General features: G+C 62.6%; 24 protein-coding genes. 14 read left to right on the top strand and 10 right to left on the bottom strand.

Features of this window, described 5'->3' with window-relative positions; genetic code table 11:
• Entirely contained in the window at positions 1-162 is a 162-nt protein-coding gene (locus ACOZKU_RS15675) for a hypothetical protein (protein WP_244761784.1), read from the bottom strand.
• Positions 163-248: 86 nt separating this feature from the next.
• On the bottom strand, positions 249-935 hold the full coding sequence (locus ACOZKU_RS15670; protein ID WP_421579641.1) for a GntR family transcriptional regulator: 687 nt from the start codon (positions 933-935) through the stop codon (positions 249-251).
• Between the two features lie 258 nt (positions 936-1193).
• Between ACOZKU_RS15670 and ACOZKU_RS15665 the strand changes: the two genes are divergently transcribed.
• From ACOZKU_RS15665 to ACOZKU_RS15635, 7 genes are all read left to right on the top strand, one after another.
• The gene (locus ACOZKU_RS15665) at positions 1194-2294 is read left to right on the top strand and encodes an ABC transporter ATP-binding protein (RefSeq protein WP_421579640.1); all 1101 of its coding nucleotides are present in this window, start codon (positions 1194-1196) and stop codon (positions 2292-2294) included.
• A 2-nt stretch (positions 2295-2296) separates the two neighbouring features.
• Positions 2297-3220, top strand: a complete 924-nt coding sequence (locus ACOZKU_RS15660) for an ABC transporter permease (RefSeq protein ID WP_314089130.1) — start codon at positions 2297-2299, stop codon at positions 3218-3220.
• Positions 3213-4016, top strand: coding sequence for an ABC transporter permease (locus ACOZKU_RS15655; RefSeq protein WP_421579639.1), 804 nt, complete (start codon positions 3213-3215; stop codon positions 4014-4016). Before ACOZKU_RS15660 ends, ACOZKU_RS15655 begins: the two co-directional genes overlap by 8 nt.
• A gap of 16 nt (positions 4017-4032) precedes the next feature.
• Complete coding sequence (locus ACOZKU_RS15650) at positions 4033-5073, top strand: extracellular solute-binding protein (protein WP_421579638.1); 1041 nt, start codon at positions 4033-4035, stop codon at positions 5071-5073.
• Positions 5074-5145: 72 nt separating this feature from the next.
• Complete coding sequence (locus ACOZKU_RS15645) at positions 5146-6327, top strand: serine hydrolase domain-containing protein (RefSeq protein WP_421579637.1); 1182 nt, start codon at positions 5146-5148, stop codon at positions 6325-6327.
• 111 nt (positions 6328-6438) lie between these two features.
• Positions 6439-8109 (top strand): amidohydrolase, encoded by a 1671-nt coding sequence (locus tag ACOZKU_RS15640; RefSeq protein ID WP_314089122.1) that lies wholly within the window; start codon positions 6439-6441, stop codon positions 8107-8109.
• A gap of 71 nt (positions 8110-8180) precedes the next feature.
• On the top strand, positions 8181-9062 hold the full coding sequence (locus ACOZKU_RS15635; RefSeq protein ID WP_421579636.1) for a DMT family transporter: 882 nt from the start codon (positions 8181-8183) through the stop codon (positions 9060-9062).
• Here the strand turns inward: ACOZKU_RS15635 and ACOZKU_RS15630 are convergent.
• From ACOZKU_RS15630 to speB, 6 genes are all read right to left on the bottom strand, one after another.
• Positions 9059-9841 (bottom strand): carbon-nitrogen hydrolase family protein, encoded by a 783-nt coding sequence (locus ACOZKU_RS15630; protein ID WP_421579635.1) that lies wholly within the window; start codon positions 9839-9841, stop codon positions 9059-9061. The two genes, ACOZKU_RS15635 and ACOZKU_RS15630, sit on opposite strands and share 4 nt — an antisense overlap.
• Positions 9842-9845: 4 nt before the next feature.
• On the bottom strand, positions 9846-10643 hold the full coding sequence (locus tag ACOZKU_RS15625) for an ABC transporter permease (RefSeq protein ID WP_421579634.1): 798 nt from the start codon (positions 10641-10643) through the stop codon (positions 9846-9848).
• Positions 10640-11494: an ABC transporter permease gene (locus tag ACOZKU_RS15620; RefSeq protein ID WP_314089110.1), complete on the bottom strand. Its 855-nt coding sequence runs from the start codon at positions 11492-11494 to the stop codon at positions 10640-10642. The genes ACOZKU_RS15625 and ACOZKU_RS15620 overlap by 4 nt, the downstream gene beginning before the upstream one ends.
• A complete protein-coding gene (locus ACOZKU_RS15615) occupies positions 11491-12525 on the bottom strand; it encodes an ABC transporter ATP-binding protein (RefSeq protein WP_421579633.1) in 1035 nt (344 codons plus the stop codon). The genes ACOZKU_RS15620 and ACOZKU_RS15615 overlap by 4 nt, the downstream gene beginning before the upstream one ends.
• Before the next feature lie 79 nt (positions 12526-12604).
• The gene (locus ACOZKU_RS15610; protein ID WP_421579632.1) at positions 12605-13693 is read right to left on the bottom strand and encodes an ABC transporter substrate-binding protein; all 1089 of its coding nucleotides are present in this window, start codon (positions 13691-13693) and stop codon (positions 12605-12607) included.
• A 68-nt stretch (positions 13694-13761) separates the two neighbouring features.
• Positions 13762-14814, bottom strand: coding sequence for an agmatinase (gene speB / locus ACOZKU_RS15605; RefSeq protein WP_314089104.1), 1053 nt, complete (start codon positions 14812-14814; stop codon positions 13762-13764).
• A 185-nt stretch (positions 14815-14999) separates the two neighbouring features.
• On the opposite strand from speB, the gene ACOZKU_RS15600 reads away from it, so the two are divergent.
• The 6 genes from ACOZKU_RS15600 to cueR all read left to right on the top strand — a co-directional run bounded on the left by ACOZKU_RS15600 (position 15000) and on the right by cueR (position 21191).
• Positions 15000-16016, top strand: a complete 1017-nt coding sequence (locus ACOZKU_RS15600; RefSeq protein ID WP_421579631.1) for a LysR substrate-binding domain-containing protein — start codon at positions 15000-15002, stop codon at positions 16014-16016.
• A 17-nt stretch (positions 16017-16033) separates the two neighbouring features.
• Positions 16034-17206, top strand: coding sequence for an aminotransferase (locus ACOZKU_RS15595; protein ID WP_421579630.1), 1173 nt, complete (start codon positions 16034-16036; stop codon positions 17204-17206).
• 219 nt (positions 17207-17425) lie between these two features.
• Positions 17426-17893, top strand: a complete 468-nt coding sequence (locus ACOZKU_RS15590; RefSeq protein ID WP_421579629.1) for a MarR family winged helix-turn-helix transcriptional regulator — start codon at positions 17426-17428, stop codon at positions 17891-17893.
• 77 nt (positions 17894-17970) lie between these two features.
• A complete protein-coding gene (locus tag ACOZKU_RS15585) occupies positions 17971-18180 on the top strand; it encodes a heavy-metal-associated domain-containing protein (RefSeq protein WP_421579628.1) in 210 nt (69 codons plus the stop codon).
• Between the two features lie 114 nt (positions 18181-18294).
• Complete coding sequence (locus ACOZKU_RS15580) at positions 18295-20784, top strand: heavy metal translocating P-type ATPase (RefSeq protein ID WP_421579627.1); 2490 nt, start codon at positions 18295-18297, stop codon at positions 20782-20784.
• Complete coding sequence (gene cueR / locus ACOZKU_RS15575) at positions 20781-21191, top strand: Cu(I)-responsive transcriptional regulator (RefSeq protein WP_421579626.1); 411 nt, start codon at positions 20781-20783, stop codon at positions 21189-21191. The genes ACOZKU_RS15580 and cueR overlap by 4 nt, the downstream gene beginning before the upstream one ends.
• 1 nt (position 21192) lies before the next feature.
• Here cueR and ACOZKU_RS15570 read toward each other — a convergent pair whose 3' ends face one another.
• Positions 21193-21585 carry a YybH family protein gene (locus ACOZKU_RS15570; protein WP_421579625.1) on the bottom strand — a complete coding sequence of 131 codons (393 nt, stop codon included), beginning with the start codon at positions 21583-21585 and terminating at the stop codon, positions 21193-21195.
• 7 nt (positions 21586-21592) lie between these two features.
• Positions 21593-22219 carry a TetR/AcrR family transcriptional regulator gene (locus ACOZKU_RS15565; protein ID WP_421579624.1) on the bottom strand — a complete coding sequence of 209 codons (627 nt, stop codon included), beginning with the start codon at positions 22217-22219 and terminating at the stop codon, positions 21593-21595.
• Positions 22220-22349: 130 nt separating this feature from the next.
• On the opposite strand from ACOZKU_RS15565, the gene ACOZKU_RS15560 reads away from it, so the two are divergent.
• The coding region (locus tag ACOZKU_RS15560; protein WP_421579623.1) for an extracellular solute-binding protein at positions 22350-23130 on the top strand (781 nt) is incomplete at its 3' end.

The following is a 23130-nucleotide window of genomic DNA, read 5'->3' as shown; positions in this document are numbered from 1 at the left end:
TTAGAGGCTTGCCGGCGCGACGAACTGATAATAGGCCCAGACAAGGGCGATCACGACGACAACGGCGAGCCACACCAGTCCCTTTTTCGGTCCCGGCGCAACAGGCTTCTTTTCCTGCTTCGGTTTGCGGGGTTCGAATTTCAGAACATTGTTGTCGTTCAAGGCGTCCTCCGTCGCGCTTCGAGTCGGCAAGAGACTTAGCGGTGATGCGGGGCCGACTGCAAGCATTCGGCCACCGAAAAGATCGCTCAGCCCGGATTGCCGAGCGCCTTCATCCGTTCGAAATGACCGCGACCCAGATGGCCGGTACCATCCCGGATATCGGCGGCGATCGCGGCCTTGAGCGCTTCGCCATCGCGCCTGACGATGGCGGCAAGGGCTTCGGCGTGGCGGTCGACCTGATACGTCTGCGACAGAGTCTCGCCCGCGCGCCGCATGAACGGGGCAAGCCGCAGCCAGAGGGATTCGATGAGCGGCAGCATGATGGTGCCCGGCCGCGCTTCGTAAAGACAGCGGTGAAAGTCGAAATTCGCCTCCACCAGGCGCTTGAAATTACCCACCGCAAGGGCCTGGTCCGCTTGCTGGTCGAAGGCCCTGAGGCGGGCCAGCCTGATCTCGTCGATGAAGGGCATGGCGCGCTCGGCTGCGCGGGTCTCCAGCGCGATACGGGCCTCCAGAACCTCCTCGAAGCGCTGTGGATCGAGATCCGGCACACGGACGCGGCGGTTGTCGAGAAGCTCGAGCGCGCCGTCGGCGACGAGACGGTGCAGCGCCTCGCGGACCGGCATGGCGCTGACGCCGAGCGCGTCGGCGAGGCCGTTGATCGTCACCGGCTCGCCCGGCTCGAACTGCCCCGTCATGATGTTTCGCCGCAACACGCGGTAGACCCATTGTTTGGCGGATTCGGACGCTTCCCTCCCGGCTGCGACCAGCATGCTGATATCCTCCCGTCTGTCGGACCCGGCCATGCCGGTTATCGTCTCTGGGCTGAATTCTCTGGGCTTTGCACGCAGAACTGATAATCTCGCAAAGCTCAAATTCACCCTTTACAGATTTGATCAAATTATGGTTTGTTGTGATCATAAGCAAGACAAGCCTATCACATAAGAGCCGTGATCAGCGGCCGGACAGAGGACAGCCGGCGGTTTGGGCAGAGGACGCTCGGGGCACGCCGGTTCACAAACGGGGAACCGATGACTGACACCCGAACGACCGCAGCCCATGGCGGCGCCATAGGCCTGCACGGCATCAAAAAATGGTTCGGCAATTTCCAGGCCGTCGACAATGTGTCGCTGGATATTCGCTCGAATGAATTCTTTACCCTTCTCGGCCCTTCGGGCTGCGGAAAGACCACGCTCCTTCGCATGATCGCCGGCTTCGAGCTGCCGACCGAGGGACAGGTCCTTCTCGACGGCGTGGATATTTCCCGCCTCCTGCCCAACCAGCGGCCGGTCAACACCGTCTTCCAGAACTACGCGCTGTTTCCGCATCTGACGGTGGCCGAGAACATCGGTTTCGGCCTCAAGATGCTCGGCAAGTCGAAGTCGGAGATCGAAAGTGTCGTCAAGGACATGCTGAAGCTCGTTCATCTCGATGGACGCGGCAACAATCCGGTAACGCAGCTTTCCGGTGGTCAGCAGCAGCGTGTGGCGCTTGCCCGCGCGCTCGCGCCACGGCCGAAGGTTCTCCTCCTCGATGAGCCGCTTTCGGCGCTCGATCTCAAGCTGCGCAAGTCCATGCAGATGGAACTGAAGCGCCTCCAGCTCGAAACCGGCATCACCTTCGTGTTCGTCACGCACGACCAGGAAGAAGCGCTCACCATGTCCGACCGCATCGCCGTCATGTCGACGGGCACGGTCCGCCAGGTCGGCTCGCCCTGGGATATCTATGACCGCCCAGCCGAACGCTTCGTCGCCGACTTCATCGGCGAGACCAATTTCCTGGAGGTGGACGTGCTTTCGGTATCCGGCAACAAGGCGCGGGTGCGGCTGTCGTCCGGTTCGGAAATCCCCGCGACATTTCCGGGCGACGTGACGCCCAGCGGCAAGGTCACGATCGTCGTGCGTCCCGAACACGCGCGCGTTACGGCGCCCGCCGCTGGTTCCGTCCTGCGCGGTAGCGTGCACGACATCGTCTATCTGGGTACGGATACGCATCTCCATATTCGTCTCGACGACGGAAGCGGCTTCATGGTGCGGCAGCAGAATGCCCGCAGCGGCGATTGCGGCTTCTCCAAGGGGGACGCGGTTGGTATCGACTTCAGCGACGACGTCGCTCAAATTCTGAGGGACTGACAATGAGCGGCGCACAAGAGGCCGCTCTCGCGGCTCAAAAACAGGATATTCGCTCACGCTGGCTTCTCAGCGCTCCGGCCCTGCTGATCATTTTCGTAGCGGCGATAGGCCCGCTTTTCGTCATGCTCTTCTACTCCTTCATGGTGAAGGGCGACTATGGCGATGTGAAATTCGGAGAATTCTCGCTTGATGGCTGGACCTCCGTCTTTTTCGAGCGCGATATTTTCGATGACACGCTGGGGCTTGCCGATGCGCACCTCTCCATCATCTGGCGGTCGATCCAGCTTTCGTTCTTCACCACGATCCTGACGGTCATTCTTGGTTTTCCAACCGCCTATTTCATCGCGACGCGCCCACCGCATACGCGTGAGATCTGGGTGTTTCTTGTCACGATCCCCTTCTGGACGAACCTTCTGATCCGGACCTTCGCGATGCAGCAGGTCATCCGCAACGAGGGCCTTTTGAATACGGCGCTGCTCTGGCTCGGCGTGATCAAAAGCCCCCTGCAGATCATCTACACGGATACAGCCAACCTGCTCGGCATGACCTATGTCTATCTGCCGTTGATGGTGCTGCCGCTCTATGCATCGATCGAGAAACTGGATTTCCGATTGGTGGAGGCCGGCTATGATCTCTATGCGACCCGTTTTCAGGTCCTGCGGCGGATCGTGATCCCGCTCGTGAAACCGGGCATTATTGCAGGATCGATCCTGGTGTTCATCCCCTCGCTCGGTGCCTATGTCATTCCCCGCGTTCTGGGCGGCGGCAAGAACATGATGCTGGGCAATCTCATCGAGATGCAGTTCGGTTCGGGCCGCAACTGGCCTCTGGGGGCGGCGATGTCGATCACGCTCATGATTCTGGTGACGGCGGCGTTGATCATCTATGTTCGCAATGCCTCGCGTGGAGGGAACGGCCATGTTTAGCAGGCGCTACGATCTCCGTTCGCAGCCGGGTTTCGGCTTCATCACACTTTTCACGTTCTTTGCGCTCTATCTGCCGATCGCGGCGCTGGTCATCTATTCGTTCAATGACGCGGAATCGCTTTCACAGTGGGGTGGCTTCTCATCACGCTGGTTCGTGGCCGCCTGGAACAACACGGCAGTGCAGGATGCTGCCATGCGCTCTCTGGTCATTGCACTGTGGGCAGCCCTTCTCGCAACGACGGCTGCGATGATGGCGGCACTCGCCACGACGCGAACACAGCCCTATCGCGGGCTGACGTTCAAGTATGCGCTGATCAACCAGCCACTCATGGTGCCGGAGATCGTCACGGCCGTAGCGCTGCTGATCGTATTTTCGCGCATCAAGGTCTGGACCGGCTATTCCGGCCTCGGCTACCTGATCGTTGCGCATACCGCGTTCTGCATCCCCTTTGCCTACCTGCCGATCCGCGCCCGACTGGAGAGCATGGACTTGACGCTGGAGCGCGCAGCGGCCGATCTATATGCCACACCCTGGTTGACCTTCCGGCATGTGACGCTTCCGCTGTTGCGTCCGGCGATCATTGCAGGTTTCATGCTGGCCTTCGTGATCTCGCTGGATGACGTGGTCATCACGGAATTCGTCAAGTCCGGTGGGCAGGATACGTTGCCGACCTATATGCTTGGTCAGCTCAGACGTGAAACAACACCCGAAATCAACGCCATCGCGACGGTTTTCCTGGCCTTGTCGACGGCCCTCGTCGTGGTCTTCTTCTTCATCAACAAACGAAAACAGTAGTCAGAGAGGAACAGCAATGACAATGAAATTAATCGCCACCACGGCCTTGGCTGCGATCGCAACGCTCGCAATTGCGAGTGCCGCGTCCGCCGCGGGCGAGCTCAACATCTACAACTGGGGCGACTACACGAACCCCGAACTCATCAAAAAGTTCGAGAAGCAGTTCGACGTAAAGGTTACGGTGACCGACTACGACTCGAACGATACGGCGCTTGCCAAGGTCCGTGCCGGCGGCCATGGCTTCGACGTTGTCGTTCCCTCGGCAAACTACGTTCCGATCTGGATCAAGGAAGGCCTTATCGAGGAAGCGCGTCCGGATCAGATGGAGAACTTCAAAAACGTCGATCCGCGTTGGGTGGATGTTCCCTGGGACAAGGGCCGTCACTACACCGTTCCGTGGCAGTGGGGTCTGACGGGCATCGGCGTGAACAGCAAGGTTTATGGTGGTGATATCAACACCTCCGCAATCTTCCTCGATCCGCCGCCGGAACTGGCCGGCAAGATCAACGTCGCCCCGGAAATGAACGATGTGCTGTTCGCGACGATCAAGTATTTCGGCGGCGAATGGTGCACGATGGACAAGGAAGTCCTGCGCAAGGTTCGCGACAAGCTTGTCGAAGCGAAATCCAAGTGGCTCGCCATGGATTACAGCGTTACCGAAAAGCTGCCTGCTGGTGACTATTCCGCCGTGTACTACTGGAACGGCGCCATCATGCGTTCGCGTTTGAAGAATGCGGACATCAAGTTCGGCTATCCGAAGGAAGGCTTCCCCTTCTTCATGGACAGCGTGGCTCTTTTGAAGGATGCGAAGAACCCGGAAAACGCCAAGCTGTTCATGAACTTCATCATGGATCCGGAAAACGCCGCCATGATCTCGGCTTTCGCCAAATATTCCAACGGCATCAAGGGGTCTGAAAAGTTCCTGCCGGCGGAGATGCAGACGGCACCGGAACTGGTCGTGCCGGCTGAGTTCGAGGCTGCCGGCTCGTTCCTTGAAAGCTGCGAGCCGGAAACGCAGCAGCTTTATACCAAGATCTGGACCGAACTGCAGAAGTAAGCGGTTTCCGCACAAAGAGGACAGTCCAAGCGGGAAGGCCATGCGCCTTCCCGCGCCTTGGCTGGATTTTTCATGATCAAGACGTTTCAGGACAGGCATGGCTTTGCCCGCGCCGATGTCACGCTCGCCAATTGGCGCACCTCCCCTTACAGCCGCTGGACCTTCCAGAACGTGCGCGATTTCGTGCCGACGGCTGTGATCGCTGCCGAGACCGTCGTCGCGGAACGGCCGCTTGCCAGCGACACGTTCCTGGATGCGCCGATGGAAACCGGTCTTGCCGGCACGGATACCGCCCGCGCCTTTCTGGAATTCGCCCACACGGATGCCTTCGTGATGATGCGCAAGGGCGAGATCGTTGCGGAATATTATGCCGCGCACGCCAATCCCGATGCGCCGCACCTCGTCTTCTCCATTTCCAAATCGCTGACGGCTGTCATCTCCGGCATCCTGGAGGCGGACGGCATTCTCGATCCCGATCGCCCGGTGACGGATTACCTTCCCGAGGCCAAGGGCAGCGTCTACGGCGACTGCACCTACCGCGACGTGCTCGACATGCGCGTCAGCCTGGATTTCGAGGAAGCCTATCTCGACCCTTATGGCGCCTTCGCCCGCTATCGCCGCTCGATGCTCTGGAACCCGCCGATGCCGGGCGCCGAGCCCGAGAACCTCGCGGCCTTCCTCATGACCTTGCAGAAGGCCGACCGACCGCATGGCGGCCCGTTCTATTATGCCTCGCCAAATGCCGATCTGCTCGGCGTCATCATCGAGCGCGCCACAGGCGCCCGTTTCGCCGATCTCACCTCCGATCTGCTCTGGAAGCCGATGGGCGCCAAGGGGCTCGCCGATATCACGGTCGATGCCATCGGCACGCCGCGCACGGCCGGCGGCGTCTCCATAACCGCGCGCGATCTGGCGCGTCTCGGCGAACTCCTGCGCAATGACGGCGCGCGCGACGGCAAGCAGATCATCCCTGTCGCCTGGATCCGCGACATGCAGGAAAACGGCGACCGGGAGGCCTGGCAGCAGGGCCGCAATGTCGACCTGCCGAACGGCCGCTACCGCAGCCAATGGTACCAGTCCGGCGAAGCCGACCAAGCCTTTTGTGCTATCGGCATCCACGGCCAATGGCTCTATGTCGATCCGAGCACGGAAACGGTCATCGTCAAATTCTCGTCCCACCCGGAGCCGCTGGGCGACGAGGAGAACCAGGACATCTTTACCTTCTTCCGGGCGCTCTGCCGCCGGGCAATCTAGAGCATTTCCAGCCGACACGACATCGTTTCGGCGTTGGACAATGCGGTACAAAAAAACTCGGATCATTTCCGGTGCGCCGGAGGTGCTCCGAAATAATTGAGGGAACACACCATGCAGACCGAGGCGAGCTTTATCATCCGCAATGCGCGGGTGCTGACCATGGACGAGGCCAATCCGCGGGCGAGCGCCGTTGCCGTTGCCGGCAACCGCATTCTGGCCGTCGGTTCCGAAGCGCAGATCGATGCCTTTTCCGGTCCCGATACGCATGTGATCGACGCCAAGGGCGCGACCGTTCTACCGGGCTTCAACGAGGCGCATATGCACATTTTCGGCGGTTCGGCCGAGCTGCGTGAGCTGTCGCTCTACGGCATGAAGGGGTTTGACGCGCTGGACAAGGCGCTGAAGGCCTATGCCGCCGAATATCCGGAGCGTCAGCTGCTGATCGCCCAGCACGCCGACTACACGATTCTCTCCGACGACGAGCGCGTGACGCGTCATCACCTCGACCGCATCCTGCCGGATCGCGCCGTGCTGATCTTCGCGCCCGACCATCACACCGCGTGGGCCAACACGCTCGCCCTGAAGATGGGCGGCATTCTGGAAGGCCGCGACGTCGGCGTCGGCAACGAGATCGTCATGGGTGAGGATGGCCTTGCCAACGGTGAACTGCGCGAAAGCAACGCCATCCGTCCGGTTTCCGCGCTCAGCGAAACGGGCGGCCGTGAAATGCTCGGCGTGGGCACGGGCGGCGATCCTGAGCATGTGACGGCCGAACAGCGCGCCGGCGATATCGACATCCTCAAGGAGGGTCTCGCCTATGTCGCCTCGCTCGGCATCACCTCGCTGCAGAACATGGATGGCAGCCTCTACCAGCTGGAAATGCTCGACGAGATTGAAAAGACCGTCGGCCTGCCGGTGCGCGTGCGTATGCCCTTCCACATGAAGAACTTCATGCCGCTCTCCGACCTCGAGACCAAGGCCGCCGCCTGGCGCGAGCGCTTCAACTCGGACCGTCTGCGCTCGGATTTCGTCAAGCTGTTCATGGATGGCGTCACGGAATCCGGCACTGCCGTCTTCGTCGACGACTACTGCCACCAGCCGGGCCTGAAGGGCGATCCGCTCTTTTCGCAGGAGCATTTCAACGACGTCGCCATCGCCTCCGATAAGCTCGGCCTGCCGGTCGCCGTGCATGCCATCGGCGACGGCGCGGTGCGCATGGTACTCAACGGCTACGAGGCCGCCATCAAGGCCAATGGCAAGCGCGACAGCCGCAACCGTATCGAGCATATCGAGGTCGTGCATCCCGACGACATCAAGCGCTTCAAGGAACTCGGCACCGTCGCTTCCATGCAGCCGACGCATCCGCCGGGCAGCGCGGGCCTGCCGCTGGAGCCCTATCTCTCCTATATCGGCGAGGAACGCTGGCCCTATGCCTTCGCCTGGCGCACGCTGGTCGATGCCGGCGCGCCGATCGTGTTCGCCACGGACTGGCCGGTCTCACCGCTCGACCCGATGAACTGCATCCAGTGCGCGATGTCGCGCGAAGTGTGGAAAGAAGGCTTGAAGGACGAGCGCCTGTCGCTGCACGAGACGCTCGCCGCCTATACGAAGAACGGCGCCTGGGTCGAATTCATGGAAGACCGCAAGGGCGTGCTGAAGCCGGGCTATCTCGCGGATATCGTCGTGCTCAACGCCGATGTCGAGGCGACCGACTTCAACAAGCTCGCCACGGTCCGTCCCGTCACGACGATCTGCGACGGTCGCGTGACCTACCAGGCATAGTCCCAAACGGGCCCTATCGTTCAAAGCCAATCCGTGCGATAGGCCGGGCAAGTCAATTGCCCGGCCTTGCCATGTATACCGCTGAAATCCTCGCTCTGTCCGCCGCCGTCTGCATTGCGATGAGCGGCATGCTCGTCAGCAAATTGCAGGGCCGCCTGCCACTCCTCGATCTCGCCCGTTTGCAGATGATCGCGGCCTTTCTGATGACCGGGGCGGTGTCTGTCGTCCTCGGCGGCTGGCGCACGGTGGAACTTTGGCAGTTCGGTTATCTCGCCGTCTCCAGCCTGTTCGGCATCATCATCGCGAGCACCACCTATTTCGCGACGATCTATGCGGCCGGTCCGCGCACCACGGCCTTGCTCTTCTCGCTCGCCTCGCCGTTTGCCGTTGTGCTGGGTTATGTCTTCCTCGGCGAAACTCTGTCGGGCCGGCAGGGCATCGGCATTGCCTGTGTGCTGGCGGGCATTCTGCTGGCCATCGGTGCCCGTTCGTCCTCGAAGGCCAAGGGTGGTCAGAACAAGACGCCTTGGTTCGGTATCGTGCTGGGCGTGGTCACCGCCTTCGGCCAGGCGCTCGGCAGTCTTGCTGCCCGGCCGGTGATGGCCGGTGGCGTCGAACCGTTTACCGCAATGGCGGTGCGGTCGGGGCTCGCGGCGCTGTTCTTCCTGCTTCTGATGGCAGTGCCGCATCCGGCGCTGAAACCGGCCGCCCATATTGCCAAGCGATCCGTGGGTTTTGCCGTCGGCTCCGCCTTCTTCGGCGTCGGCCTCGGCATGTCGCTTTTGATGGCCGCCCTGGCGCATGGCAATGTCGGGGTCGTCTCGACGCTGTCCTCGATGACGCCGATCGTCATCCTGCCGATGGTCTGGGCAAGAACCGGTACCGTGCCGCCGGCCTCGGCCTGGATCGGCGCCGCGCTTGCGGTGATCGGAACGGCGCTGATCAGCCTTTAAACGGGCCGGCCGAGATCGACGAGATAGGTGTTTTCCGCGCGCGATCCGGCGTAGTCCTCTGGGCGCACTTCCGCGAAGATCAGCGTCTCGCCTTCCGCCGGCGCTTCGGCGAGCAGCTTGCCATCGGGGGCGGCGATGCGCGACAGGCCGGCATAGGTGAAGTTGTCGTCGGCGCCGCAATGGTTGATATAGGCGACGAAGACCTGGTTTTCGAAGGCGCGGACCTGGATCATGTGGTTGGCGATGAAGGTGCCGGAAGAGCCCTTCGGCAGCGCCGTCGGCACGACGACGAGGTCGGCCCCGGCCAGCGCCAGCCGGCGGACATTTTCCGGAAACTCGACATCGTAGCAGATCAGCATGCCGAGCCTGATGCCGCCAAGTTCCACCAGGACGGAATTCGGTATCCCGGGTTTGAAGACATTGCGCTCGTAATCGCCATAGAGATGGGATTTGCGATAGACGGCATTGGTGCCGATACCATCCGTGAAGAGCGCGCTGTTGTAGATCAGCGTTCCCTCCTGTTCGGCAAAGCCAGCGACGATGGCGATCCGGTTTTCCCGTGCGATGGCGCTGAGACGCTCGGCCACCGTGCCTGTCGCGGGCGAAGCGAGTTTTTCGAAGGCCTCTTGCCCTGCCCCATAGCCGGTGACGGCAAGCTCGGGCACGATCAGCAGCTTGGCGCCGCCCGCTGCCGCATCGGCGGCGGCGGCCGCGATGCGTTCCATATTCGCTTCGCCGTCGCCGGCAATCGCATGCATCTGAAGGGCGGCGATCCGCATGGTTTCAGTCCTTTGACGACATGGCGCCGAGCAGTTTCGGCAGATCGCCGAAGCGCGCGACAAGGCCGAAGATGGTGGCCGCGATCGCGACGAACAGAATCGTGACCGAGGCCATGGTTGGCGTATAGCCGTAGCGCAGGGCGTTGAAGATCTTGATCGGCAGCGTTTCCATCGTGAAGCCGATCGTCATGTAGGCGACGATATATTCGTTGAGCGACAGCACGAAGGCGAAGGCGTAGCCGGAGACGAGATAGGGCAGGATCAACGGCAGGACAACGGTGCGGAAGACCGTGCGGTCGTCTGCGCCCATGGTCGCGGCGGCCTCCACCAGCGAGCGATCGATGGAGGAAAAGCCGAGCGACAATGTCACCAGCGGCAGCGTCACGAAGAAGATGGCATGGCTGATGACGGCGGTGGCTGGCTGGCCGTAGAAGCCGGTCGCTGCCCAGAAGGTGAGCAGGCCGAGCGCCGTGATGACCGGTGGCAGCGTGAAGGGCGCGATGCCGAGCAGCTGGAAGATATTGGCCCAAGGCGCATGGCGCCGCCACAGGAACCAGGCGAGCGGCAGCGCGATGAGAAGCGCCACGGCCGCCGACAGCGCCGCCAGCGTGATCGATGCAAAGAGCGCGTTGCGCCATTCGATATTGGTGAAGATCTCGCCGTACCAGCCGAGGGAAAAGCCCTTGGGCGGGAAGGCAAGGTCCTGCTTCTCGTTGACCGAGACACCGGCGACCACGATGATCGGCAGGGCGAGGAAGAGGCCGATCAGGCCGAAATAGACGCGCTGCAGAAACACGGTCATGCGGCTTCTCCCTTACGTCCGGCATAGACGGTGAGCCCCACGAGACCGAGCGTGACGAGCACGAGGAACACGGCCATGGCGGCGGCGAACGGCATGTTCGATTGGTAGATCGCCTGGTCGGTGATCAGGACCGAGAGCGTCCAGTGCTGTGGCCGGCCGAGGATCTGCGGCAGCAGATAGCAGCCGAGCGCGAAGATGAAGACCATGATCAGCGTGGCGACGATGGTGTTCCTGAGCGCCGGCACGACGACGGTGAAAAAGGATTTGATAGGCGACGCACCAAGCGTGCGCGCGGCTTCCGTCAGCGTCGGATCGAGCCGCACGAGGGCGGGATAGAGCACAAGCACGGTATAGGGCAGCGCCTGATAGGTCATGGCCGTCAGCACCGCGCCGAAACTCGGGTTCAGGGCCACCGGTTGGTCCAGGATGCCGATCATCACGAGAAGATTGGTAATGCCGGCGGTGCGCGAGAAGAGCGTCGACCAGGCAAAACCGATAATGACCTCCGACAGCGACAGGATCGACAAGAGCGCGACCAGCCAGAGCACCTGCGTCCTGCGCTTGGCGCGCGATAGCAGGTAAGTGAAGGGCACGGCGAGCACGATGCAGCAGATCGCGACGGTGACGGCGAGGAACAGCGAGAAGCCGAGCACCTTGCCGAAGAACAGGCTGAGGAAGCGCGCGTAATTCTCGAAGACGAAGTCCGGCGTGTAGAAGCCGGAGGGATTGCGCTTGAAGAAGGAGACCGCGATCATCGTCGCGAAAGGCACGACGAAGAAGGTGATCAGCATACCCGCGGGGAAGAAAAGCGGGCCGTAGTCCGTGAGTTTTTGCGGGGCTTCGCGTCTCATGACTTGAGCACCACGCAGTCGCCGGGGTTGAGCTGAACGCCGATCGATTGGCCGACCGACACATCAGGCCGGGCATTCGGCATGGAGACGGCGACGATCTGCTTGCCGCCGGCCTCCACGAAGGTTTCGATCGTGCCGCCGAGATCGCGCACGAAGGTGACGGTGCCCGTGACCGGGGCGTTACCCGGGGCTGTCAGATGCACGTCTTCCGGGCGCACCGAGATGATGCCGGATTTCAGGCCGGCGGGAACGGCAAGGCCGGGGATCGACGCGCCGAGCACGCTGGCGCCGGTGCTGTCCGCATTGAAATCGATGAGGTTCGTCATGCCGATGAAGTCGGCGACGAAGGTATCGGCGGGGCGGCGGTAGATTTCCACCGGCGCTGCCGCCTGGCGGATTTCGCCGCCATTCATCACGACGACGGTGTCGGCCATGGTCATAGCTTCGCGCTGGTCGTGGGTGACGACGATGGTGGTGATGCCGAGGCGTTGCTGGAGCTGGCGCAGCTCGACCTGCATGGCCTCGCGCAGCTTGGCGTCGAGTGCCGAAAGCGGCTCGTCGAGCAGGAAGAGTTTCGGCGAGATGGCAAGCGCACGGGCAATCGCCACGCGCTGGCGCTGGCCGCCGGAAAGCTTTGCGACCGGCCGGTCGGCATAGCCGGAGAGGTGAATCATCGCGAGAAGCTCGTCGACGCGCTTCTTCTGTTCCTCCTTGCCGACGCCGCGGATGCGCAGCGAATAGGCGATGTTCTCACCGACCGTCAGATGCGGGAAGAGCGCCAGCGACTGGAAGACCATGCCGAGGTCGCGCTTGTGGGTGGGAACATTCGTGATGTCCTTGCCGTCCAGCTTGATCGCGCCGCTTGTCGGCAGGTCGAGGCCGGCGACCATGCGCATGAGCGTGGTCTTGCCACAGCCGGACGGTCCGAGAAGGCAGACGAAGGTGCCGTGCGGTACGGTCAGTTCAACATTCTTCACGGCCGTGAACGTGCCGAATTGCTTGACGATATTCTGGAGGGTCAATCCGGACATTGGGGCTCCGCTCGGCGCTGACGGTTCTGGAGCCGGCCGGCTATCGCAGCCGGCCGGTCGTTTTCAGGAGAAGGCAGGATCAGCCTGCGATCATTTCGGTCCACTTCTGGTTCAGCCAGTCGGCCTTGGTGGTGTAGAGGTCGTAGCGCGGGATGATCGGATCGATATCCGAGGACACGGCGGCGAACTCTTCGGCCGTGAGGTCTAGCAGTTCGCGCTTGACGGTCGGCGCGGTACCGACCTTGCGCGACAGCAACGACTGGATCTTCGGCTGGCTCATGTAGTTGATGAAGGTGTGGGCTTCCTCGACCTTGCTCGAGGCGCGCGACAGCGCCCAGCAGCCGGAATCCATGATGCCGCCTTCCTTCGGGAAGGTGGAGCGGACCGGCTGGCCATCCTTGGCGGCAAGGCCGGTCACGTCGTGATAGTACTGGCCCATCGGGATTTCGCCCGACTTCAGCGACTGCTCGAACTGGGCTTCGTCACGATACCACAGGCGCACGTTCGGCTTCACTTCGGCGAGCTTTTCGAAGGCCTTGAGGAGACCTTCCTCGGTGTCGAGCGCGTTCGTGCCGCCGAAATGGGTTTTTGCCGTCACTTCGAGCAGGAACGAGTTGGAAACGAGCGCCAGCAGGCCGAGCTTGTCGGCATTCGCCGGATCCCAAAGCGCGGACCAGGACGTCGGAGCTTCCTTGAAGACATCCGTGTTGGTGACGAGCGTGATGTACCAGGCGACGGCACCGATGCCGGCGACGCGGCCATCCGGGTACTTGTTGACGAAATGGTCGATGAGGTTCGAGCCGTTCGGGATCTTCGCCATGTCGAGCGGTGCCCAGAGTTCGGTCGACTGGCCCTTCAGCATGGCGACCTGCGACATCATGGAGACGTCGGCCGGTGCCTGGCCGGCCTTGGCGGCCTGCTCGAGCTGGACGAGCCAGGCTTCACCGGTCGGCTCGGCGACGGATTCGACGGCAATGCCCGTCTCCTTGGTGAAATCCGTAAAGATGTTCTTGTCAAAGGAATCCTTGAAGTAGCCGCCGTAGACGCCGACCTTCAGCGACTTGTCCTGCGCGCGCAGCACGGCCGGCATGGCCAGCATCGAGGCGCCGGCGACACCGGCGCCAAGCACGGCGCGGCGGCTGACATTGGTCTTGAGGATGTCACGCATAGTGGTCTTTCTCCTGTTAGGCCGACCGGTTGATCCGGCCGGAGCGTTCCCGTTGTTGCTATTCTATGTCAGGCCGTCCGCGACACGGAAGGGCTGAAAACCATAAGGCTCAGAATTTCGAACAGAACCTGTGCGCCGGCATGGGCGCTGTTGGTCGTGGCGTCATATTGCGGGGCGACTTCCACCACGTCGCCGCCGACGAGGTTGATGCCCTTGAGGCCGCGGATGAGTTCAAGTACCTCGCGCGTCGTCAGGCCGCCGATCTCGGGCGTGCCGGTGCCGGGCGCGAAGCTCGGGTCGAGGCTGTCGATATCGAAGGAGAGATAGGTCGGGCCGTCGCCGACGATGGCTTTCGCCTTTTCGATGATGGCGGGAATGCCGAGACCGCTGACCTCTTCCGCATGGATGACGGTCATGCCGGATTCGTAGGAGAACTCCCACAGATATTCCGAGGAGCCGCGGATACCGATCTGGATGGTGCGGGTCGGGTCGAGCACGCCGTCGAGCACCGCGTTGCGGAACGGGCCGCCGTGATGGAACTTCGTCTGGTCGAACATGCCGCCCGTATCGCAATGGGCGTCGATATGGATCATGCCGACCGGCTGCTTCTTTCCGACAGCCTTCATGATCGGATGGGTGATCGAATGGTCGCCGCCGACGGCGAGCGGAATCACGCCGGCATCGACGATCTGGTTGAAGCGCTTCTCGATATCGTCATGGCTGAGTTCGAGGCGATAGCGGCTCTGGAAAGGCACGTCGCCGATATCGGCCACGCGCAGCTCCTGCACCGGCGCGCAGTCGAGCACGTGGTTGTAGGGGCCGATGCGTTCGATGGTGCGCATGGCGCGCGGCCCGAAGCGCGAGCCAGGGCGATTGGTGACGCCGAGATCCATTGGCACGCCGGTGATGGCGACCTGCAGGTTGCCGAAATCAGGCTCGTTTGCGTCGACCTGCATATAGGGCGCGGAGAGGAAGGTCGGAACGCCGGCATAGGGCGCCAAGCGGGTACCGTTCTTTGTGAAGATCTTATCGGCGACTTTGCGGAAGGCGGGATCGAACATCTCCCCACCATGGCTTGCGCCGTATTTCGCCTTGAGTTCGTCCAGCTTGCTGCCGTTCATCGTGTCTACCTCATTGCAAATGAAAATGCGGGCAGACCGGGGGCCGGATCAAAAGCGTTTCGATGTGTTCCCCCGGGGTCTTTGCCCTCGCTCTTCATAGTATCGTAATAAAACGGCTGGAAAAGCAATTGACATTGTTATAGCGATTGGCGTGAGAAAAATTCACACATCCGGTTCTTCGCCCCATGACCGCGCGCCTTCCGCCGCTCAATCCGCTCCGCGCCTTCGAGGCGACCGCCCGTCGTGGCGCCGTGTCGGCTGCCGCTCGCGAGCTGAACGTGACGCACGGGGCCGTCAGCCATCAGATCAAGGCACTTGAAGAATCGCTCGGCACGTCGCTTTTCGAACGCGGCGGCAAAAGGCTGAAGCTCACGCCGCAGGGCGCGCTGTTGTTGCCTGCCGTCACCAATGCCTTCAGCGAGATCGCGGCGGCGACCGCCCTGATGAAGCAGCCGGAAACGAGCGGCGATCTGACCATCACCTGTGTGCCGGCCCTGCTCTCGTTCTGGCTCATTCCACGCCTTAACACATTTACCGACCAGTTTCCCGGCGTGCGCGTCACGCTGATCGCGTCGAACGATCCGGAGAACCTGCGTTCGCTCGATACGGATGTCAGTGTGCTCTATGGCGATGGAAACTGGCCGGATTACTGGACGCGTCTCTGGTCGCGGCTGGAACTCTTTCCGGTCGCCAGCCCCACACTGCTGAACATACGGCCCTTGCGGTCCCTGCGCGACCTCTCCGATCATACGATCTTTCACGGCGATGATGGCCGCGAATGGAGCACCTGGCTCTCGGCGGCGGATGCGACCGACATCGTGCGTGGCCGGCAGCATTTCATGAGCGATGCCCGTCTTTCCACCGAGGCCGCCCTGCATGGCCAGGGTATTGCGCTTGGCGATACGATCACCGCCGGCCATCTGATCGCGCGCGGCGAACTGGTCGTGCCGTTCGATCTCACCGTGCCGGCCGCCGATGCCTTCTATGTCGCCTGCCGGCCATCCGTGCGGCAGGCGCCCATCGTCAAGGTCTTCATCGACTGGCTGTTCGCCTCGCTCGAAGAAAGCCTGCCAGAGCCGCAGACCTCCGCCCGCATGCTGCTGCGTGGCCGTGGCACGCGCGCGGCCGAACCCCTTCGCCCGATCCCGGCCCCGGTCAAGCGCCGGACCGCATCCACCCCCCAGCGCAAGACCCGCGCCTGATACTCACGGAACTGACCATGCCTCGCTTCAATCCGCTCGTCGAAACCCTCGCCGCCCCGCCGATCCCGCATGTCTTCGCCTGGGGCGATGCCTATGATGGGCGCAACGGTCCGATGATCGATTTCTCGCAGGCCGTGCCCGGCTATCCGCCGCATCCCGACATGCTGCGCCTGCTCGGCGAATATGCCGCCTCGCGCGCCTATACCGGCTATGGTCCGATCGAGGGCGAGGACAGCCTGCGCAAGGCCTATGCCGAGCATCTTTCCGAAGCCTACGGCCTGCCGCTCGCCGCCGGCAATGTCCATGTCACGGCTGGCTGCAACCAGGCCTTCATCTGCGCGGCCATGGCGATTGCCGGCGCGGGTGACGCCGTCTTGATGACGGATCCCTACTACTTCAACCAGGAAACCACGCTCGCGATGCTCGGCATCAAGACGCGCTTTGCCGCCTGCGATGCCGCAAACGGCTTCCTGCCCCACGTGGCGAGGATTGCCGGGGCGATCACGCCGGATGTGCGGGCGCTGGCGCTCGTTTCGCCGAACAATCCGACCGGCGCCGTCTATCCGCCCGCTCTGCTCGCTGAAATCTACGACCTCTGCGTTGCGCGCGGCATCTGGCTGATCCTCGACGAGACCTATCGCGATTTTCTGCCGGCGGGTGCCGACCGCCCGCATGATCTGTTCGGCCGCGCGGGCTGGGAGAACACGCTGATAGGCCTCTACAGCTTCTCGAAATCCTTCTGCATTCCCGGCCATCGCCTCGGCGCCATCACCGCCGGAGCCGCCGTGGTCGAGCAGGTTGCGAAGATCATGGACAATCTGCAGATCTGCCCGCCGCGTTCGGCGCAGGCGGCGGTTGCCACCGCGCTGCCGCTGCTGGCCGACTGGCGCGAGGGTAACCGGCTGGAGATCGCGCGGCGCGTCGAGGCGCTGCTGTCGACCATGGCCGGGGCGCCGGCCTGGAAAGTGGGGGCAGTCGGTGCCTATTTTGCCTTCATCGGCCATCCCTTCGCAGGCGTTCCGTCCGCCCGCGTTGCGGAAAAGCTTGCCAAGGAGGCCGGAATTCTCTGCCTGCCCGGAAGCTATTTCGGCGCAGGCCAGGAAGGGTACCTGCGTTTCGCCTTTGCCAATGCCGATAGCCAGACGATCGCCTTGCTGCGGGACCGCCTGAATCGATTCGCAATCGACTGACGGAAAGTTTACCGAAGGTTGAGTGACGGTGCCCTGTAATAAACTCAGGGCGTCGCGCCGGGCTTGAAAAAGCGCAAAATCATTCCTCGCCTTTTGATTGCGTGTAGAAAATTGCTGCAATCACGCATGCCGCGCCTTGCGCCACGCGTGATTGCACCTATGGTCGTGCGCAGGCCGCACGCCGGAATTCCTCCGGCACTTGGGAAAGGTGGCCAAAGCATGGAAAAGATAAGCAAAACTTACGATGTGCCTCCGCCGGAGGCTCTTGATGCCTCCACTATCTCTCAAAGCGTGGCGCATCAACTCCGCCGGGCCCATGGTCAGTTTATGCAACGGTTCCTGCACTATTTTTCTGTCGTGAGCCTGCGTCCCACGGAATACAGCGTGCTGGCGATGATCGCCGAAAATCCGGGCCGGAAACAATCTGAAATTGCGGCGGCTCTTGGCATTCAGCGGGCAAATTTCGTGGCGCTGATGAACGATCTGGAAGAGCGCTGTCTGACGGAGCGGCGGGACGTGCCCAACGACCGCCGCTCCTATGCTCTTTACCTGACGCCATCGGGGGAAAGCCTGCTGAACGATGCGCGGCGGGCCGAGGCCGATTTCGAGGCGGAGTGCCTGGAACGGTTGGGTGGAACGCGGGCGCGCGATCAGTTCCTGTCGTTGCTTGCCCGGCTTTTCGGCTGAATGGATTGTTTCCGGCGGAGCTTGACCTTGCCATAGGGGAAGGCTTCAGCATGCCCGGGCAAATCAGGAGCCTGCGTATGAGCGACACCCTTTCCTTCACCGTATCCGACATGACCTGCGGCCACTGCGCCAGGACCATCACAAACGCCGTGCTCGCCGCCTATCCGGCGGCGAAAGTCGATGTCGACCTCTCGACCAAGCGCGTCGCGGTCGGCAATGCCAGCGACCGCAGCGCTGTTGCCTCCGTCATCGAAGCCGAGGGCTATTCGCCCGTCGCCGTGGACTAAGCGGCAAAAGCCACTTGACCTTGACATGATGGGAAGGTGCACGATCTATCCAGAATGAAGCGGCCTCCTCCAGTCCATGCCGGATCAGAGGAGAGCTTCGGATGAAGGTGCATCATGCTTACCCTGGTGCCGCCGGCAGAGCGGCAAACGATCAAGCTTTCCATTTCAGATATGACCTGTGCGTCCTGCGTGCGCCGGGTCGAAAAGGCCATCGAGAAGGTGCCGGGTGTCTCAGGCGCCGTCGTCAATCTGGCGACGGAGAAGGCCGACGTTACCTTTGCCGACACGGCCGATGCGGCCGCCGTCGCGGAGGCGGTGCGAAAGGCCGGTTACGGTGTCGCCGAGGACGTGCTCGAATTTCCCGTCGAAGGCATGACCTGCGCCTCCTGCATCGGCCGGGTCGAAAAGGCGCTGAAGGCCATTCCAGGCGTTGTCGATGCCACCGCGAACCTCGCGCAGGAACGTGCCCGCGTGCGTTTCCTCAAGGGTGCCGTTTCCTTCGAGGACGTCGCCGCTGCCATCGAGCGGACCGGCTACAAGGCTATTCGGGAGACGGCCGCCGCACCCGCCGAGGAAGACCGCAGGGCGGCGGAGGCCAAAATCCTGCGGCGCGATCTGATGATTGCCGCCCTTCTGACGGCGCCGCTCTTCGTGATGGAGATGGGGGCTCATGCCTTCCCCTCTTTCGGCCATTTCATTCACGAAACCCTCGGCATGCAGACGAGCCGCGTCATCCAGTTCGTTCTGGCTACGCTGGTGCTGGCCGGGCCGGGCCGGCGCTTCTTCCGCAAAGGGGTGCCGAGCCTGCTGCGCCTTGCGCCGGATATGAATTCGCTCGTCGTGATCGGAACGCTCGCCGCCTGGAGTTTTTCCACCGTCGCGACTTTCGCGCCGGCCCTGCTGCCGGGCGGTACCGCAAATGTCTATTTCGAGGCGGCGGCCGTTATCGTCACGCTGATCCTCGCCGGCCGCTATCTCGAAGCGCGTGCCAAGGGCCGCACCGGTGAGGCGATCCGTCATCTGGCCGGTCTGCGCGCCAAGTCCGCCCGCGTGCTGCGGAATGGAAGGGCGGAGGACGTGCCGCTGGAAAGCGTCGTGCCCGGCGACATCGTTCTCGTGCGGCCGGGCGAGAAGGTGCCCGTCGATGGCGAGGTGACGGAGGGAAGTTCCTATATCGACGAATCCATGATCTCGGGCGAACCGATGCCTGTCGCGCGCAAGCCGGGCGATAGGGTCACCGGCGGCACCGTCAACACGACGGGTTCCCTCACCTTCCGCGCCACCCGCGTCGGCGCCGATACGGTCCTGTCGCAGATCATCCGCATGGTCGAGGATGCGCAGGCGGCGAAACTGCCGATCCAGGCGCTGGTCGACCGCGTTACGCAATGGTTCGTGCCCGCCGTCATGGCCGTCGCATTGCTGACCTTCGGCATCTGGCTGGTCTTCGGGCCGAGCCCGTTTCTGGCGCATGCGCTGGTCAACGCAGTCGCCGTGCTCATCATCGCCTGCCCCTGCGCCATGGGGCTGGCGACGCCGACCTCGATCATCACCGGCACCGGCCGCGCCGCCGAACTCGGTGTGCTTTTCCGCCAGGGCACGGCGCTGCAAACGCTGGAGGCGACCGACATCGTCGCCGTCGACAAGACCGGCACGCTGACGCTCGGTCATCCGACATTAACGGAGATTGTCCCGGCGGAAGGTTTTTCGCGCGGCGAGGTCCTGGCCCTGGTGGCTGCTGCGGAAGTGCATTCCGAACACCCGATTGCCGCCGCCATCCATGAGGCCGCCGTAGGCGAGGGGATCGAGCTTTCCGCAGCCAGCGATTTCGTGGCGATTTCCGGCCAAGGCATCTCCGCCATCGTCGCGGGTCGAAAGGTGCAAGCCGGCTCCGTGGGCTTCCTGCGCTCCCTCGGTATTGATCCCTCCGCCTTCGCCGCTGATGCCGAGCGGCTGGCCGCCGAGGGCGCCTCGCCGCTTTACGCCGCCATTGACGGCCGGCTCGCGGCCCTCTTCGCCGTCACCGATCCGGTCAAGCCGACAACGAAGGAGGCCGTGGCGGCGCTCAAGGCGCTCGGCATCGAGGTCGCGATGATCACGGGCGACAACCGCCGCACCGCCGAGGCCGTGGCCGCAAAGCTCGGGATCAGCAGGGTGATGGCGGAGGTCCTGCCCGATGGCAAGGTCGCGGCCGTGAAGGGGCTTTCCGCCGATGGAACAAAAAAGGTCGCCTTCGTCGGCGATGGCATCAATGATGCACCGGCGCTGGCGGCGGCCGACACGGGCATTGCCATCGGCACGGGCACGGATGTCGCCATCGAAAGCGCCGATATCGTGCTGATGGCCGGCGACATGCGCGGTGTGGCCGTCGGTATCGCCCTGTCGCGGGCGACGATGCGCAACATCCGGCAGAACCTGTTCTGGGCCTTCGGCTACAATGTCGCCCTGATCCCGGTTGCCGCGGGCTTTCTCTATCCGTCCTTCGGTATCCAGCTGTCGCCGGCGCTGGCGGCGGGCGCGATGGCGCTGTCCAGTGTCTTCGTTGTTTCGAATGCGCTGCGCCTCAAGCGCTTCAAGCTGCCGTTCCACGAGGGAGATCAGGCATGAATATTGGCGAAGCGGCGGAAACTACGGGTGTGACGCCCAAGATGATCCGGCACTACGAGCAGATCGGCCTTATCCGCGCCGCCGGCCGCACCGGCTCTGGCTACCGGACCTATTGCCCGAAGGACCTTTCCACCCTGTCCTTCATCCGCCGGTCGCGTGATCTTGGTTTCTCCATCGCACAGATCCGCGACCTGCTGGCCCTCTGGCAGGATCGCGCCCGCGCCTCAGGCGACGTCAAGCGCATCGCCAGCGCCCATATCGAAGAAATGAAGGAGAAGATGCGCCTGCTGCAGGAGATGGTGCACACGCTGGAGCATCTCTCCGCCCATTGCCACGGCGACGACCGGCCAGACTGTCCGATCCTTGAGCAGCTTTCGACGGGCAGGACCGAGGATGGCTGCTGCTAGATCAGGCAGCGGCCGAAAGGTGCTCGTGGACCGCAAGCCAGCGGCCGGCGGCATCGCGCGCGAAGACGATCGTTTCCCGCTCGTTGTTCGTCACGGTTTCTCCGCCGACGGAGACATCGGTTTCGACGGCATGCGTGAAGATCGCGACCTCGCCGACGAGCTGGACCTTGCGTTTCGTCGAGCGGCAGGCCAGCACGCGAAAACCGTCCCGTTCTTCCCAGAGCGTCCATTCCGCTTCATAGGCCGCGCGGCCTTCGAGCGTGCGGTCGAGATTGTAGAAGAGGAAGGTCGCCTCCGGCGCGAAGGCGGCGAAATAGGCGTTGCGATCATGCCGGGAGAAGGCGCCGACGAGCGCATCGGCGGCGGCGAGGACGGTGGATTCCTGTTCGGTCATGACGGTCTCAGACGATCTTGATGGTGCTGATGAGGGCGGCGAGCGGTTCATGCTGCGCGTTGACGCGGGCCTTCAGGTCCTCGATCGGCATGGCCTCGACCTTGCAGAACTCCATGAACATCAGGTTGAGATTGTTGAAAAACACCTCGCCCATGGCCTGCACGTCTATGCTGGCATTGACAACACCGCGAACCTGCAGCGTGCGCACGAGTTGCACGACCTGGGCACAGAGCTGGCTGTCCAGCTCGGTGTAACGACGGGAGAGCGGCGTTTCCGGCTGCTGGATGGAGATCGCCATCGCCGTGCGCCACATCTCCTTGGAAAGATAGAACAGCGAGTGGTCGTAATATTGCTCGATCAGCGTGCGCAGCGCCTCGGCGACATTGAGCGGCGGATTGGCGACGATGCGCGCGCCCGCTTCCAGTACTTCCGTCACTTCCATGGCGACGGTCGCAACAAGGATGTCACCCTTGTTCTGGTAATAGTTATAGAGTGTGCCGACGGAGACTTCCGCCATCTCGGCGATGTCCTCGATACGGGCGCTGTCATAGCCCTGCTCGCGGAACAGCCTCGTTGCGGATTCGAGAATGCGGCGGGTCTTGTCCGCCTTCTGTTTCGCGCGCAATCCGGCCATCAGAACCTCCGTTGGAATCTCCTCAAAAATGAGATTGACTTAAAAAATGAACTCGTTCAATCTTTTTCTCAAGGCGTCGTCATGAACGCCATTCGCCAAGGCTGAAAGCCGTCACTCAGAGGGAACGATAATGACGAAAACCATTTTGGGCGGGCTTTCCCGCCGCATGCTCCTTGCCACCGCCGCCGCCCTTTCGCTTGCACCCGCCGCAGCCAGCGCGCAGGACGAGCTGAATGCGCTCGTCTGGTGCGACCACACCGATCCGGCGCTGGTCGAGCCTTTCGAAAAGGCCAACAACGTCAAGGTCAATCTCAAGGAATATGAGGGTACGGGTGCTGCAATCTCAATCATTGAGCAGTCCCGTCCCGGCGATTGGGACGTCTTGGTCATCGACGCCGTCGATGTGCCGCGCGCCATCGACATGGACATTCTCGGCGAAATGCCGGCGGACAAGTTGCCGCTCGCCGACCTCTTCCCGGAAGTCCGCATGGATGCGACGACCACCAAGGACGGCAAGGTTTACGCGGTCACGGAGAAATTCGGCTACAACACCATTTCCTACGACAAGACCAAGGTCGATCCGGCCGATATGGAAGACCTCTCGGTCGTCTGGTCGGACAAGTACAAGGGCCGCATCGCGCTCTATGACTATTACCTCCCGATGGTCGGCCTGACGGCCGTCGGCATCGGCAAGAAGACCGCCGATCTCAAGCAGGATGACCTCCCTGCGATCAAGGAAAAGCTGTTCGAGATGAAGAAGGTCGCCCGCCAGGTGAGCGACGTCGTCGCCTCGCAGACGGCGCTGGCGACCGGCGAAGTCGATATCGTGGTGGGCGGCGGCGAATGGCTGACGGCCGGCCTTTCGGCGGAAAAGCCGAATCTCGACTGGACGATCCCCAAGCAGGGCGCGC

The organism is Shinella sp. M31 (genome assembly GCF_049199205.1).
In the GTDB taxonomy this organism is placed as follows: Bacteria; Pseudomonadota; Alphaproteobacteria; order Rhizobiales; family Rhizobiaceae; genus Shinella.
This window is presented reverse-complemented; position numbering and strand designations above follow the sequence as displayed.

Excerpts from the sequence above, each read along its gene's own strand:
- ACOZKU_RS15670 (WP_421579641.1), bottom strand. The coding sequence starts at position 935 with ATGCTGGTCGCAGCCGGGAGGGAAGCGTCCGAATCCGCCAAACAATGG.
- ACOZKU_RS15665 (WP_421579640.1), top strand. The coding sequence starts at position 1,194 with ATGACTGACACCCGAACGACCGCAGCCCATGGCGGCGCCATAGGCCTG.
- ACOZKU_RS15660 (WP_314089130.1), top strand. The coding sequence starts at position 2,297 with ATGAGCGGCGCACAAGAGGCCGCTCTCGCGGCTCAAAAACAGGATATT.
- ACOZKU_RS15655 (WP_421579639.1), top strand. The coding sequence starts at position 3,213 with ATGTTTAGCAGGCGCTACGATCTCCGTTCGCAGCCGGGTTTCGGCTTC.
- ACOZKU_RS15650 (WP_421579638.1), top strand. The coding sequence starts at position 4,033 with ATGACAATGAAATTAATCGCCACCACGGCCTTGGCTGCGATCGCAACG.
- ACOZKU_RS15645 (WP_421579637.1), top strand. The coding sequence starts at position 5,146 with ATGATCAAGACGTTTCAGGACAGGCATGGCTTTGCCCGCGCCGATGTC.
- ACOZKU_RS15640 (WP_314089122.1), top strand. The coding sequence starts at position 6,439 with ATGCAGACCGAGGCGAGCTTTATCATCCGCAATGCGCGGGTGCTGACC.
- ACOZKU_RS15635 (WP_421579636.1), top strand. The coding sequence starts at position 8,181 with ATGTATACCGCTGAAATCCTCGCTCTGTCCGCCGCCGTCTGCATTGCG.
- ACOZKU_RS15630 (WP_421579635.1), bottom strand. The coding sequence starts at position 9,841 with ATGCGGATCGCCGCCCTTCAGATGCATGCGATTGCCGGCGACGGCGAA.
- ACOZKU_RS15625 (WP_421579634.1), bottom strand. The coding sequence starts at position 10,643 with ATGACCGTGTTTCTGCAGCGCGTCTATTTCGGCCTGATCGGCCTCTTC.
- ACOZKU_RS15620 (WP_314089110.1), bottom strand. The coding sequence starts at position 11,494 with ATGAGACGCGAAGCCCCGCAAAAACTCACGGACTACGGCCCGCTTTTC.
- ACOZKU_RS15615 (WP_421579633.1), bottom strand. The coding sequence starts at position 12,525 with ATGTCCGGATTGACCCTCCAGAATATCGTCAAGCAATTCGGCACGTTC.
- ACOZKU_RS15610 (WP_421579632.1), bottom strand. The coding sequence starts at position 13,693 with ATGCGTGACATCCTCAAGACCAATGTCAGCCGCCGCGCCGTGCTTGGC.
- speB (WP_314089104.1), bottom strand. The coding sequence starts at position 14,814 with ATGAACGGCAGCAAGCTGGACGAACTCAAGGCGAAATACGGCGCAAGC.
- ACOZKU_RS15600 (WP_421579631.1), top strand. The coding sequence starts at position 15,000 with ATGACCGCGCGCCTTCCGCCGCTCAATCCGCTCCGCGCCTTCGAGGCG.
- ACOZKU_RS15595 (WP_421579630.1), top strand. The coding sequence starts at position 16,034 with ATGCCTCGCTTCAATCCGCTCGTCGAAACCCTCGCCGCCCCGCCGATC.
- ACOZKU_RS15590 (WP_421579629.1), top strand. The coding sequence starts at position 17,426 with ATGGAAAAGATAAGCAAAACTTACGATGTGCCTCCGCCGGAGGCTCTT.
- ACOZKU_RS15585 (WP_421579628.1), top strand. The coding sequence starts at position 17,971 with ATGAGCGACACCCTTTCCTTCACCGTATCCGACATGACCTGCGGCCAC.
- ACOZKU_RS15580 (WP_421579627.1), top strand. The coding sequence starts at position 18,295 with ATGCTTACCCTGGTGCCGCCGGCAGAGCGGCAAACGATCAAGCTTTCC.
- cueR (WP_421579626.1), top strand. The coding sequence starts at position 20,781 with ATGAATATTGGCGAAGCGGCGGAAACTACGGGTGTGACGCCCAAGATG.
- ACOZKU_RS15570 (WP_421579625.1), bottom strand. The coding sequence starts at position 21,585 with ATGACCGAACAGGAATCCACCGTCCTCGCCGCCGCCGATGCGCTCGTC.
- ACOZKU_RS15565 (WP_421579624.1), bottom strand. The coding sequence starts at position 22,219 with ATGGCCGGATTGCGCGCGAAACAGAAGGCGGACAAGACCCGCCGCATT.